Origin of the sequence: Massilia rhizosphaerae, from assembly GCF_016093545.1 — a bacterium.
Classification (GTDB): domain Bacteria; phylum Pseudomonadota; class Gammaproteobacteria; order Burkholderiales; family Burkholderiaceae_D; genus Telluria; species Telluria rhizosphaerae.
Genome location: NZ_JADKYX010000015.1, coordinates 62,690 through 75,762, shown reverse-complemented (window position 1 = coordinate 75,762; position 13,073 = coordinate 62,690). Strand labels below are relative to the sequence as shown.

Sequence of the window (13,073 nt, the reverse complement as noted above, 5' to 3'; positions counted from 1 at the left end):
TCACAGGCTCCGAACGTTCTGAATGCCGTGCTGCTGCAGGATCGCTGCCATGTTCGTCTTGGCGACGTCATCGGCAAAAGCGCTGTCGCGGAACACGCACGTGACTTCGCCGACTGGCGCAAGCTGCCGATGCCACTGGACGATGCCTTCCGCCAGGACTTCCACCTCGTTGGCGGCGATGCTCTCAGTCAGACAGGCCAGCAGCACGCCGGCGCCCACTGCGTGAACGGACTTGCCTGCAATGACTTGCTGCTGGATGGGAACGCACAGGTCGAGGCCGAGTTTGAGTAGGAGTTCGTAGAGCAAGTCTTGCTCGGAACGCCCTGGCAACAAATGTTCCTGATGAGCCAAGAGGTCGGACTCAAGATTTCCGGACCCGGGCCTCCACGCTCGCAAATTGGACAAGTCAAGGCGAAACGCACGGAAGCCTAAATCGAGCGCAGCCTTTGTGTTGGATGCAATAACTCTTGCGGCGCGGCGCAGCCGCTGCTTTGTAATATCCGAGATACTTTTGAATGCGCCGTCTGTAATTGGTTCTTGCAACTGAACCAGAATAAACCTTCGATCCCCCCCATCCTCTTGGTTCGCAAGATAAACTGCGTGACCAGTCGTCCCAGAGCCCGCAAAAAAATCCATTACGATATCACTTTCGTCCTTCGACGTAGCCAATTGAAGCATTCGAAGAATCAATTTCGTCGGCTTCGGCGTATCAAAAGACTCGCTATCCGGAAACAAGGATCGAAGTTCATTCTTGGAGGTCCGATTACTTCCCACATCCTCTTTCTTCCAAAGCGTTCGCGGTGTGAGGTCTGCGACCTCAGTGAGGTACCTTTTGATGCTGGGCCGAGCGTCTTTTTTGGGCCCCCACCAAACGCGACCATCCGCGTCCAACTCTCTCAATCTCTCCTCTGATACACGCCAAAAACGTCCAGGAGGCGGCGCGAAAGTACGACCCGTTGGGCCAACAATTTCATAGTTGCCTTTGGAATAAGGTTTATTTGCAAACGGATCACCGGCGATCCACTCCCCCCTTGGATCGTTATCAGGGTTCGCGTAAATTGAGTTCGCCTCATCCGTGCGAGGCAGTTTGCTAGGAGCCCATTCGGGGCTTCTGGAGTAAACGAGAATGAAATCGTGATCTTCCGAGAATTGCCGTGCCGTATTGCGAGGGGAGTCTGCCTTTTCCCAAATTGCGGTTGCGCAAAAGCATTCGGAGCCGAAAATCTCGTCCATTACGTTTCTAAGGTGCTGCACTTCCTGATCCCCAATAGAAACAAATATTACGCCATCTTCCGTCAGCAAATTTCTTGCGACCTTTAGGCGCGGGTAAATCATATTCAGCCATTCTGTATGAAACCTACCGCCAGATTCAGTATTGCTAGTAATCTTCAGATTCCCATCAACTTGGCCTGTTAATTCCAAATAGTTTTTGACGCTGTCCTGGAAATTGTCGGGGTACACGAAATCCCTGCCCGTGTTGTATGGCGGATCGATGTAGATAAGCTTGACCTTGCCGGCATAGCTCTTCTGCAGCAGCTTCAATACCTCCAGATTGTCGCCCTCGATCATGAGGTTCTGAGTACTGTCCCAATCCACGCTTTCCTCGGGGCAGGGGCGTAACGTCCCGGTGCTGGGCGTCAGCGCCAGTTGACGTGCCCGTCGCTTGCCATGCCAGTTCAGGCCGTATTTCTCATCCGTGTCGGTGACTGTGGCGTCGCCCACCAAAGCCTTGAGTACGTCCACGTTGATTGCGGCGCCCTTGGAGCCTTCCGTGATGAGCTCCGGGAAAAGAGCTTTGAGTCGGGCGATGTTGCTGGCCACCAGGTCGGCGGACTGGGCCGCGGGCGAGGTGACGTCTATTTTCTGCATGGTCATGAGTCGTTGCTATGGTTCAATTCTGTGGCGATCCGGGGATTGTATATCGCTGATCGGGATGATTTTCCATTTCGGGAATGGTGTAGGCCAGCAAGCCCTCCGCTACCATGGGGCTGAGATGATTTCTGACGAGCTTCTTGACGTCTTGGCGGCCGAGTGCGGCAGCCAGTTCGCGCGAACTCAATGGGCGCCACTGGCACAGGGCCAGAAGAAGCCGGCGCACCTCTTTCTGGCGTGGTTTGGTTCCCGCCGCGACGATCTGGTCCCGGATAGCCTCGGGGATGGGCACCAGGGACTGGTGCCCAAAATCGGGAGGGGTGGTGCCCAAATCGGTACTGGGCACCAGTCTTGGCGTACTTTGAACAGCCATCGTTTCGAACACCGGTCCCGGAAGGTAATAGGTACGGCTCCCGCTCCCCTTCATGGTCAGCAACGCAAGGTCGCGCAGCCTACGCAGGTGGGTCGACGCATTCAGCGTGTCGGTGCGGTTGATCATCCGGTAGGCGGCGTTGTCAATGGCGCCGACTTCCCTGGCGAAGACGAGCGCACGCGCCTCCTCGTCGCTCAAGGCCTCGGTCGTCAACCGCCTCAGCCATATGAGGTCGTCCTTGCCCAGGAAATGGTGGAACAGGAAGGTGGCCACGAACTGGTCGGGCCTGCGCGTGGACTCGAAAGTCGGGGGCAGGAGGTCGTGCTGCACCATCAGCTCCCGCATGGCACGGATGCCGCTGCCCTTGGTTTCCGCCACGTTCACCTCGTGGAGCACTGCGGCGATGCGCGGGTTGCGCGTCTCGCTCCCCGGCTCCCCGAGCTGCTCCTCGGCCTTGATCGAGTGCCCGGGATTGCGGACTTCGAGCCGGTTCGCATACCGGATGACCTGGATGGCACCGTGAATGCGATAGCTGCGGTGCATCACCGCGTTGACGATGGCCTCACGGATCACCCGTAGCGGCAAGGTCGGCTCGTCTTCCCGCTCGATGGCGCCTTCCGGCAGGGAGAAGCTCTGAAACAGTTCGTCGCGCACGGCATTGGTCGCCCGCCGGATGGCAGTCAGCAGTGGCGCGCGGATCTCCATGGTGTCGAAACGATGCGACGGATCCTCGACCCACTGTCGACCAGGTACGCGGATATAGTCGATGCGCATCATGGGGAAACACCGCCGCAATGCCTGTGGAGAGCCGAACAGGAGCAGTCCAGCCACCGTTGGCTTCAACTGATCCCCTTGTCTCATAAGGGCACCAAGCGAGCGCAACAGGTCTTGGTCGTTCCAGGCGAGCTCCTCGGCGTTAGGGTTGATCTTGGACCGTTGACGTCGATAGTCGTCGACGGCGCCGGCGTCGATGTCGCTCAGGTCCGTGTCCGCCAGAACGGCCCCATCGAAGGTATCGGTCTGGTGTCCCGCATAGAGCGTTATGAGGTCATCCTCGCTGCCCTCCTGATCCGTCGGCCCGACACGTCTGAAGGCGCCGCGCGGCAAGCCCAGATTGCTGAAATAAATCGGCTTGTCGGTTGGCGCAGCTTCCGGCACATAGACGGCGATCACCGTCTTATCCTGGATGGTCTCGACGGCTATTCGGGGACGCAACGGCCGATTGAACACGCTGGCGCATTGGCTGGCCAGATCCGACTGCAACTTGTCGGGATTACTCACGCCGACGACCTCATAGGCCGTTCCAAACAGGTCATGCGGGTCCCGCACCACGCCCAGCAGCAAATGGCCCCCGCCCAGTCCCGGCTCGTTGGCAAATGCACAGACAGTCTCCATGACGGAACGATCGATCCGGGTGCACCGCTTTGCCTCTATACGGTGAGACTCGTCGATAGACTGCAATTCCTGCAGCAGGTCCTCCGCACTGCGGTTGGCGTCGTTCATGGTCAGAGCTCTTCCTTGACTGCAAGCAGTCTAGCCTGCACCTTTTGCAAGGCCAGGTTGTGTTCCACGCGTTTGGCCATCTGATGTTCCTTGGCAGCCAGCGCCCGCAAACGGGCCGCCTCCTGCTCAAGACGTTGATGCTCCCGCAAAGCGGCCCGGCGCGAAGCGGCCCGGTCCGGGGTCGCGGCAACGACAAAGTGACCGGTCACTCTCGCCGCGTGGGCCGCAATCACCGTGTCGATCCAGCCTTGGTACAACGCCATCAGGTGCTGGGAAGGTTGGCGATCGGTGGCAAGGGCCGCAAGCAACCCCTGCGGTACAGGTTGTTCCTCACCCAGGACCAGGCCGACCACCTCGCCATCCAGCACGATCCTGCCCGTCTCGTTCTGAGCGGCGCGCTTGTGCGCCAGGCTCAGTTCCACCAGGTCCGCGGTCAGGACCAGCAACAGTACCGGATAAGGCACAGCGCGATGAATCAGTTCACCGAGCCGCCGACGCTGAGCAGCCTGGGCATGGCTGGCACGAAGCTCCACAGTGAGTACGGCCAACTCCAGATAATCCCTCACCTCATCCCGCCACGCCGGCACCGCCAGCGTGGCGGGTTTGAGCGCCGCCAGCCAGTGGGCCTCGGCGATGCCCTCGGTCAGCAATCGGCGGTCGGCGGCGGTCGCGCCGCCATGCTCCACCAGCATTTTCTTGGGCACGCGCTGGTCCACCCTGCAACTGGCCGGCAAGGCAAGGGACGCCACGATGGTGTCGTGCAGGATACGCGCGCCGTCGCTCAAGCCGAGCCCACTTGAGCTGACGAGCCGCTCGGCAGGATCACCATGAACGCCAATACCTCGAAATCGTTTGCGCCGGCAAACTCACCCTTCATGGCGTGGGTGCCGCCCGGTGAGAACAGGCTGGCCACGGCACGCTCTTCCGCCTTGCCCACGACCGAGGCGATGGCCGCCGCCAGAAGCTTCTGCGCATGGCGCATGTCCTCACCCTGACGGGTCTGCCGGTCGAACCGGGCGCAAGCGCCGTCATCCGGGAGCTCACGGCCCAACGCCACACGTTTGAGCCTGTCCATGATGCGCTTCGCCTGCGGATAGGGCAGGAGGACGGCACCGTCATCGCCGACATGCACGAGGTAGATCGGTGCCAGCGGATAGTCCGAGGTCTCGCTCTTCGCCGCAGCCGCACCCTCCGCCCGAAGGCAGAAGACGATGCCGGGGGGAATGTCGGGATCAATGGTGGCGGTCACTGCGTAGACGCCCAGCGGCGCCTCCTCGAGCACGCCGGGATGCTCTTTCAGGAACTGCGCCAAGTCGATACGGAAGTCGGTCAAGGTCAGGTCGGTGATGGAAACGCCGCTCGAAAGGTCCTCGATGTCGATGACGGTATCCTGGAGTTTCAGCAGTTGCTTGCGCCGGTACTCCAAATCGTTCATCGGATTGCCCGACTGCTGCTCGATCAGGTTCTCCTCGCCGGTGGCCGACACGTCCAGCAACACCATGCGGCCGCTCACGCGCTGCTCCAAGCCGATGTACTCCTCCAGCTCCATATTGGGCCAGAAGTTGACGAGCTGGACACTCTGATTGGGCGAACCGATGCGGTCCACGCGTCCGAAACGCTGGATGATCCGCACCGGGTTCCAATGGATGTCGTAGTTGATGAGCCAGTCGCAGTCCTGCAGGTTCTGACCTTCGGAAATGCAATCGGTGGCGATCAACAAGTCGATTTCGCCCTCTTCCGCCAGCTCGGCCGGGCGCTCCTTGGAACGGGGAGCGAAGGCGGAGAGAACACTGCTCATGTTCTTGCGCAGGCCCGGCAGCGTGGATTGGATACCGGCCGTGCCGGTCACAAGACCGGATTCGAGCCCCAAGGCCTCCTTGGCCCACGGCGCAAGCTGAGCGTAGAGGTACTGAGCCGTATCGGAAAATGCGGTGAATATGATGACCTTGCGGTTGGGCCGGCCGCCCACATGGTTGATGGGCTCGCGGCATTTGAGCGCGATCACCTCACGCAGCCTGGCCAGCTTGGCATCGCGTGCCGGGTCCACCTGCTGCGCTGCCTTCAGCAGATTGTCCAGTCGATTGCGATCCTCGATGAGATCCTGCTTCCAGCGGTGCAGGTCCACGTCGCTGAGTAGTACCTTGACCTTGCGGCCGACCAGCAATTGCTCGAACGCCGGATCGTCGATGTCGACGTCGGCGATGCCCAGTTCCTCGACTTCCTCCGCCTCCACGGCATGCTCGTCGATGCGGGCCAACGTAGTCTCCACATCCTTGAGCTGCCGCTGGATGGTGAGCGCAAACGAGGAAACGGCACTCTCCATGCGCTTGAGCACGTTGACGCGCAGCAGATGAATCAGGCTCTCTTCACGGTCGGCCTGCCGGAATATGCTTTCGCCGCCGCGGATTTCGGTGCTGTACTTGGCGTCGTAGGCGTCCGCTTTATGCGGCAAGACGTAGCGCATGGGCGCGTAGCAGGCAAGGTTAAGCCGCCTGATCTCGAGGTTGATCTCACGGATCGCCCGAAACTGCCCGGCCGTGTCGACGTCGGCCTTGATGTTGATTGGTGTGCGGCGTTCCGGAAACCGGCCGGTCTCCTCCGTGCCGTAATATCGTTCGATGTGCTTCCTCGAACGGGCGATGGTCAGATGGTCGAGCAGAGTGAAGTAGTCGAATCCCAGCATCTCGACCAAGCGGCCAGGGTTGCGTTCCTCCTCGGGCAGGTCCAGCCAGCGATTGAACTGTACCTGCGCTTTGCGGGTCGTCTGCTCGATGCTGTCGATGCCATGGTTCTGCAGCGCCGTGTCGTCGCCTTCGGTGGCGAAAGCGATCTGATTGCGCAGGTCGGACAAGCGATTGTTAACCGGGGTTGCGGAGAGCATCAACACCCGGGTCTTGACCCCCTCGCGGATGATCTTGCGCATCAGCCGGTGATAGCGGGTCTCGGAACCCTGCTTGGGGGACTTCTTGTTGCGGAAGTTGTGCGACTCGTCGATCACGACCAAGTCGTAGTTGCCCCAATTTACGTGCGCGAGGTCAATGTCACCGGACTGCCCACCGTCGCGCGATAGGTCCGTGTGGTTCAGAACGTCGTAATTGAACCGGTCCGCGGCGAGGATGTTGCGGCGGTCGTTGGCCTTGTAGAGCGTCCAATTGTCACGCAAGCGCTTCGGGGCCAGTACCAGTACACGGTCGTTCCGTAGCTCATGGTACTTGATGATGGCCAGGGCTTCGAAGGTCTTGCCGAGACCCACGCTGTCGGCGATGATGCAGCCGCCGAAGCGGGCCAGCTTGTCGATAGCTCCCACGACGCCATCACGCTGAAACTTGAAGAGCTTCTTCCAGATGACGGTGTTGCGGATGCCGGTGGCCGCTTTGACGATACGGTCCTCGTCCAGCGTCTCGTCACGGTTGCCCAGCAGGTGATGCAGGATCAGGGCATATACCTCGAACGGCGGACGATGCGCCGCCATACCCTTCAGGGCGTCGATCAGGCTCTGGGCGCCGTCGGACTGATGCCGCAGCGCGCTCCACTGCTGGTCGAACCAGCGTGCCAGCGTGCGGGCCTCGTCGGCCGACTCCGAGGCCTGGATGAGGTTCAAAGGGTTACCTGGGGCCAGACCCAGGCCTTCGGAGCTGAGAGCGAAGGACCCCAGCACTACCTGAGCAGGCGCGTCGCCTGCACCCGTCAATACGGCGGCGCCTTGCGGAACTCGGCCATGCGCGCGACGGACCTCTGTCTTCTGCGCCAACCACTGCGCGCACTGGTTCGCCAACCATCGGGCCTGAAGACGGTTCCGCTGGACGCGATCGCCCTCTCCACCAAGAAGCTCCAACTGATCGTCGTCAGCGGGCAGGACGAGTTGGACTTGCTCCAGCCCATCCAACGCTTCGCGAAGTTCGGCGAACGCATGCAGCGAAAACGAAGGCGTGACGCAGCCCAGCCTGCTCCCAGGCACCAAATGCGGCAACAGGAGGTCGATCACGCGGTCTGAGCCGCTGTTTTGCACAAGCCTCATGAACTCTCCCCCAAATGTCCGCCAACTACCTGCGCCCGTTCTTCGGCTCAAACCGGCCCGACGTCGCCTCAGTGTCGACCCAACAGTCAGTATCCAATATCGGTAATGAAATCTTGTGCCTCTAGCTGGAACACGTCACCGGGCAGCACGACGCTCCATCAGACGCACGTCGCCTGGGGCACGCAGTCATTCTAGCAACTGACGGCTTCACTCTTGGTGTTTCCTCGTGAACACTATTCAACCTTGATGACGTGCGGCCTCACGACGTCCAAATCGACGCAAAACGTTACCGCAAGCCCTGTCGGAAGGCAATGTCTCAAAGAAGAGAACGTGCTGTTCAGACTGAACCAAGATGGCGTAAAAGCGCACGAGCACATCACCGCGAACGTGCGTCTAAAAAATATGCTGTGGGTCGATTGCGAGATGTCGGTCTACAGCTCGCGGTTTGGGGAGGTCGCTTTGCTGGCTTTTTCGGCACCCGGCTTGCCGCTCAGGTAGCCCAAATGCCCAGCGATGAGCAAGATATGCTGCTGGCTCTGTACGCCCAGTGCAATTCCGCCTCATCAAGAGGAATGCCAGATTTCTTAAGTGTCTGATTTTATGGCGCGGCTGGCGGGGATCGAACCCACGACCCTTGGCTTCGGAGGCCAATACTCTATCCACTGAGCTACAGCCGCGCTGGTCGAAGTGATGCGAAGGATACAGACTTTCGCGGGCGTCGTCTATGGGGCAGCGGCCATCACCGCCGGAAATTGCGTTTCCATTAAAAGTCTTTGCGTCTATAATCGCCCGGACGCATTGCATTTGGATAATCATCCGTAGGGCAGCAGCAGGTTTTTTTAATTTGTATTAAGGAAATCATGAGCGACGCACACACCGACCCCCAATCCTTCATCCGGACCCCCAAGCAACTCATCATTGTGGTGGCTGGTTTCTTCCTGGTCATCGTTCTCGGCATCATCTTGCTGGTGACCTTTGCCACCAACAAGCCGCTGGGCGGCGCCGGGACCGAAAGCCAGAGCGCGCAGGCCGTCGCCGCGCGCGTGCGCCCGGTGGCCGAGGAAGGGTTTGCGTTCAAGGATGTGAACGCGCCCAAGGTCCTGCAATCGGGCCAGGCCGTGTATAACGCCGTGTGCGTCGCCTGCCACGGCACCGGTGCGGCCGGCGCACCGAAGTTCGGCGACGCCGGTGCCTGGAGCGCCCGCATCGCCCAGGGCTACGACACCCTCGTCCAGCACGCGATACAAGGTATCCGCGCCATGCCGGCCAAGGGCGGCAATCCCGATCTCGACAATATCGAAGTCGCCCGCGCGGTCGCCTATATGGCCAACCAGGCGGGTGCCAAGTTCAAGGAACCGGAAGCGCCGGCCCAGGCCAACGCTGCGGCGCAGCCGACCGCGGCGGCACCTGCAGCGGCCGCGCCGGCACCGGCCCAGCCGGCAGCGACGCCGGGCACGCCGCCCACCGCCGGGGCAATCGCGACCCCGGCCATAGCGGGCAACAACGCGGCCGGCAAGGCCTTGTTCAACGCGACCTGCACGGCGTGCCACGGCGCCGGCATCGCCGGGGCGCCGAAATTCGGCGACAAGGCGGCCTGGGCGCCCCGTATCGCCCAAGGCAAGGACACGCTGTACCAGCATGCCATCAAGGGTTTCCAGGGCGAATTCGGCACGATGCCGCCCAAGGGCGGTTCCTCGGCACCCGATGCCGACGTAAAGGCCGCCGTGGACTACATGGTCGCGGCAGCGAAATAAACCAAAAAAACCGTCCTGCGGGACGGTTTTTTTATGGTAACGAAACAAATAAGGAATTGACGTGTCACCGTTGTACCCCCTCGTCGCGCGCACCCCGGCCCCCTCGCTGGCCGGCCTGTCGATCGCATCCCTGCTGTTGGCCATGACCGGCGCCGCCGGCGCCGCCACCCTGTCGGCGGGTCCGGGCAAGACCTATGTCGCCCCGTGCGCCGCCATCGGCGCCGCCAGGGACGGCGACACGGTCGAGATCGTCGGCGACTGGACGTACAACGGGGACGTCTGCGCCATCGCCCGCAACAACCTGACCATCCGGGGCGTGCAAGGCCGTCCGACCATCGACGCCGCCGGGCACCAGCACGGCGGCAAGGGTACCTGGGTCGTCACCGGCAACAACATCACGGTCGAGAACGTCGAGATGCTGGGCGCAAAGGTCCCGGATGGCAATGGCGCTGCGCTGCGCCTGGAAGGCACGAATTTCACGTTGCGCCAGGCCTTCATCCACGATAACGAGAACGGCATCCTGAGCAATGCCAATAAAAACAGCAACATCGTCATCGAGCATAGTGAATTCGGCCACAACGGCAGCGGCACGGGCCAGACGCACAACGTGTACATTGGCAGCGCCAAGAGCCTGACCTTCCGCTACAACTATTCGCACGACGCCGTCATCGGCCACGACCTCAAGTCGCGTGCGATGGTCAACATGATCGCGTACAACCGCTTCTCGAGCACGCCACCGGGCAAGACCGGCAGCACGGCCAGCGGCAAGCCCTCCTACGAGATCGACCTGCCGAATGGCGGCACGTCCTTCATCGTCGGCAACGTGATCGAACAGCCGGCCATCAACGACAACTCCACCCTCGTCGCCTACGGCGAAGAAGGCGCGACGAATCCCGGCCACGATTTATATGTCATCAACAATACGTTCCTGAACGATTTCACCGGCGGCACGTTCTTGTTCGTCAGCGGCAAGGTGTCGGCGCCGGCCCTGATCCAGAACAATGTGTTCGGCGGCCCCGGTAACGTGACATCGCAAGCCGGCGCCATCCAGAAGGACAACCGCCGCGTGGAAAAGCCGGGATTCATCGACCGTGCCGGCTTTACGTTGCGGCCGCTCGTCAATGACGTGGTCCGGAAAGCGGGCCCCGCATCCGATCCATGGTCGAGCGGCATCGATCCGAAAGGTGCCGCATACAATGACCGCCGGGCGGAGGCTGCCCGACGCTGAACCCAAGGACGCGTCGCGCGGTGCGCCACGCCCCCGCGGTCGCACCGCTGTCCCGCCATACCCCGTCGCGCCGTAGCGCACTCCCTGATTGACGCTTATACGCAACATTTCGCGTCCACGAGCGTTATTCCCGTTGATCTCCATCAAAAAAGCGAAAGAAGTAGTGCATGCATAAACGCTACCGCTTCTTGCCAAACTTCTACTTTTAATTTGTTGCTTTCAAAACCGGAAGTTTCATAGGAAGAATAAAAATTGAGTTGAGGAAACACAAACGACTTCAAACCGAATGAAATGTTCAAAAAGTCATCAAGATGGAATTTTTGCTACGAATAATTGCAGTCAATGCATCGATCCTCTTGCGCCAGGTCTTTTAAATTCAACAACCGCTGTTACATCTCGTTACAAGTCATGCTCTGGAAACCTCGTATCCTCCGTATTGCCCGTGGGAATTACTTCCCGCACAGAAACTTTACGAGGAATCCCATGCACACTCTGCGTCCCCATTCACTCCTGGCTGCCACCGTTCTGATGGCCTTCGCAGGTGTGACCTCCGCTTCCGCAGCCACGCTGTCGGTCGGCCCGGGAAAAACTTACGCCAAACCCTGCGCGGCCATCGCGGTGGCCCAGGACGGCGACGTCATCGAAATCACCGGTAACACCACCTACAGCGGCGACGTCTGCAGCATCAACCGCAACAACCTGACGATCCGCGGCGTCAACGGCCGTCCGAAGATCGATGCGGCCGGCAAGAGCGCCAACGACAAAGGTATCTGGGTCGTCAACGGCAACAACCTCACCGTCGACAACGTCGAAATGTACGGCGCTAAAGTCATGGACGGCAACGGCGCGGCCTTCCGTCTGCAGGGCACCGATTTCACCTTGCGTAACGCGTTCCTGCACGATAACGAGAACGGCATCCTGGCCAATGCCAATACGAACAGCAACATCCTGATCGAGTACAGCGAGTTCGGCCACAACGGCCGCGGCGACGGCCAGACGCACAATCTGTACATCGGCCACGTGAAGAGCCTGACGTTCCGCTACAGCTACACGCACGACGCCAACGTCGGCCACGACCTCAAGTCGCGTGCCGATACGAACATGATCGCGTACAGCCGCTTCTCGAGCACGCCGGCGGGCCAGACCGGCAGCACGGCCAGCGGCCAGCCGTCGTACGAGATCGACCTGCCGAACGCCGGCACGTCCTACATCATCGGCAACGTCATCGAACAGCCGGCGGCCAACCAGAATCCGACCATCGTCGCCTATGGCGAAGAAGGCGCGACCAATATCGGCAGCGACCTGTACGTCGTCAACAACACGTTCCTGAACGACTACGGCGACGGTACGTTCGTGTTCGTCAGCGGCAAGGTGCCGACCCCGGCACTGATCCAGAACAATATCTTCAGCGGCATCGGTACGCTCACCACGCAGGCCAGCGCCATCCAGAAGAGCAACTACCGTTCCGTCGCGCCGGGCTTCGTCGACCGCGCCAACTGGGACCTGCATCCGACCGCCAGCGCGCTCGTGATCAATGCCGCCACGGATCCGGGCAAGTCCGCCTCGGGCGTGTCGCTGCTGCCGGTCGCTCAATATAAAGCGACCGCTTACGGCGAAGCCCGTCCGGTGGCCAATCAGCTCGACATCGGCGCCTATGAAGCGACCGGAGACCTTGCGAATGCGGCCACGGTCACCTGGACGACTTGCGCCGCCGAAGGCGCCACCTGCTCGTTCAGCGGCACCCGTGAAGTCCGCTTCGGCGCCAACGGCATCTATACGTCGAAAATCATCACCAGCGCGACGCCGTGCACGTCCACCGTGTTCGGCGATCCGATCCACGGCGTGGCCAAGACCTGCAGCTACTCGAGCTCGACCGCGACGGCACCCACGGTCACGGCATCGTCGTCGTCGTGGATCGCCTGCGCCGGCGAAGGCGGCACCTGCACGTTCACCGGCACCCGCGTAGTCCGCTACGGCGCCGGCACCTCGTTCGTGACCAAGACCTTCACCGGCTCCGTCGTCTGCTCGAACACCGTGTTCGGCGATCCGGCACACGGCCAGCTCAAGACTTGCAGCTACTCCAGCGACCTGGTCGCGACCTCGAGCACGAGCGGCACGACGGCCACCGCAACGAGCGACGGCTGGACAGGCTGCGCGACCGAAGGCGGCGTCTGCTCGTTCTCGGGCACGCACCTGGTCCGCTACGGCGCCAACGGCTACTACACGAGCAAGACCGTCACCGGCTCGATCGCATGCACGAACACGGCGTTCGGTGGCGATCCGGCTTACCGCCAGGTCAAGTCGTGCAGCTACCAGTAATGGACT

Annotated in this window: 7 protein-coding genes and 1 tRNA gene; 3 read left to right on the top strand and 5 right to left on the bottom strand. The window is 61.0% G+C overall.

From position 1 onward, the window contains the following. The 5 genes from ISF28_RS20605 to ISF28_RS20585 form a co-directional block, all read right to left on the bottom strand. On the bottom strand, positions 1–1,869 hold the full coding sequence (locus ISF28_RS20605; protein WP_198119121.1) for a site-specific DNA-methyltransferase: 1,869 nt from the start codon (positions 1,867–1,869) through the stop codon (positions 1–3). 22 nt (positions 1,870–1,891) lie between these two features. Further along, entirely contained in the window at positions 1,892–3,748 is a 1,857-nt protein-coding gene (locus ISF28_RS20600; RefSeq protein WP_198119054.1) for a DUF8451 domain-containing protein, read from the bottom strand. A gap of 2 nt (positions 3,749–3,750) precedes the next feature. After that, positions 3,751–4,533: a DUF4391 domain-containing protein gene (locus tag ISF28_RS20595; protein WP_229519244.1), complete on the bottom strand. Its 783-nt coding sequence runs from the start codon at positions 4,531–4,533 to the stop codon at positions 3,751–3,753. Beyond that, complete coding sequence (locus tag ISF28_RS20590; RefSeq protein WP_198119053.1) at positions 4,530–7,766, bottom strand: helicase-related protein; 3,237 nt, start codon at positions 7,764–7,766, stop codon at positions 4,530–4,532. The genes ISF28_RS20595 and ISF28_RS20590 overlap by 4 nt, the downstream gene beginning before the upstream one ends. A 601-nt stretch (positions 7,767–8,367) precedes the next feature. Next, positions 8,368–8,443, bottom strand: a tRNA-Arg gene (locus ISF28_RS20585). Between the two features lie 183 nt (positions 8,444–8,626). Here ISF28_RS20585 and ISF28_RS20580 point away from each other — a divergent pair. The 3 genes from ISF28_RS20580 (at position 8,627) to ISF28_RS30610 (ending at position 13,067) form a co-directional block, all read left to right on the top strand. Beyond that, positions 8,627–9,520, top strand: coding sequence for a c-type cytochrome (locus ISF28_RS20580; protein ID WP_198119052.1), 894 nt, complete (start codon positions 8,627–8,629; stop codon positions 9,518–9,520). Between the two features lie 61 nt (positions 9,521–9,581). Then, the gene (locus ISF28_RS20575; RefSeq protein ID WP_198119051.1) at positions 9,582–10,748 is read left to right on the top strand and encodes a right-handed parallel beta-helix repeat-containing protein; all 1,167 of its coding nucleotides are present in this window, start codon (positions 9,582–9,584) and stop codon (positions 10,746–10,748) included. A 543-nt stretch (positions 10,749–11,291) separates the two neighbouring features. Continuing rightward, positions 11,292–13,067, top strand: coding sequence for a right-handed parallel beta-helix repeat-containing protein (locus ISF28_RS30610; protein WP_229519243.1), 1,776 nt, complete (start codon positions 11,292–11,294; stop codon positions 13,065–13,067). Positions 13,068–13,073: the final 6 nt, after the last annotated feature.

Bases quoted from the DNA above. Each gene is read 5' to 3' on its own strand.
- ISF28_RS20580 (WP_198119052.1), top strand. From the start codon at position 8,627: ATGAGCGACGCACACACCGACCCCCAATCCTTCATCCGGACCCCCAAG.
- ISF28_RS20600 (WP_198119054.1), bottom strand. From the start codon at position 3,748: ATGAACGACGCCAACCGCAGTGCGGAGGACCTGCTGCAGGAATTGCAG.
- ISF28_RS20590 (WP_198119053.1), bottom strand. From the start codon at position 7,766: ATGAGGCTTGTGCAAAACAGCGGCTCAGACCGCGTGATCGACCTCCTG.
- ISF28_RS20605 (WP_198119121.1), bottom strand. From the start codon at position 1,869: ATGCAGAAAATAGACGTCACCTCGCCCGCGGCCCAGTCCGCCGACCTG.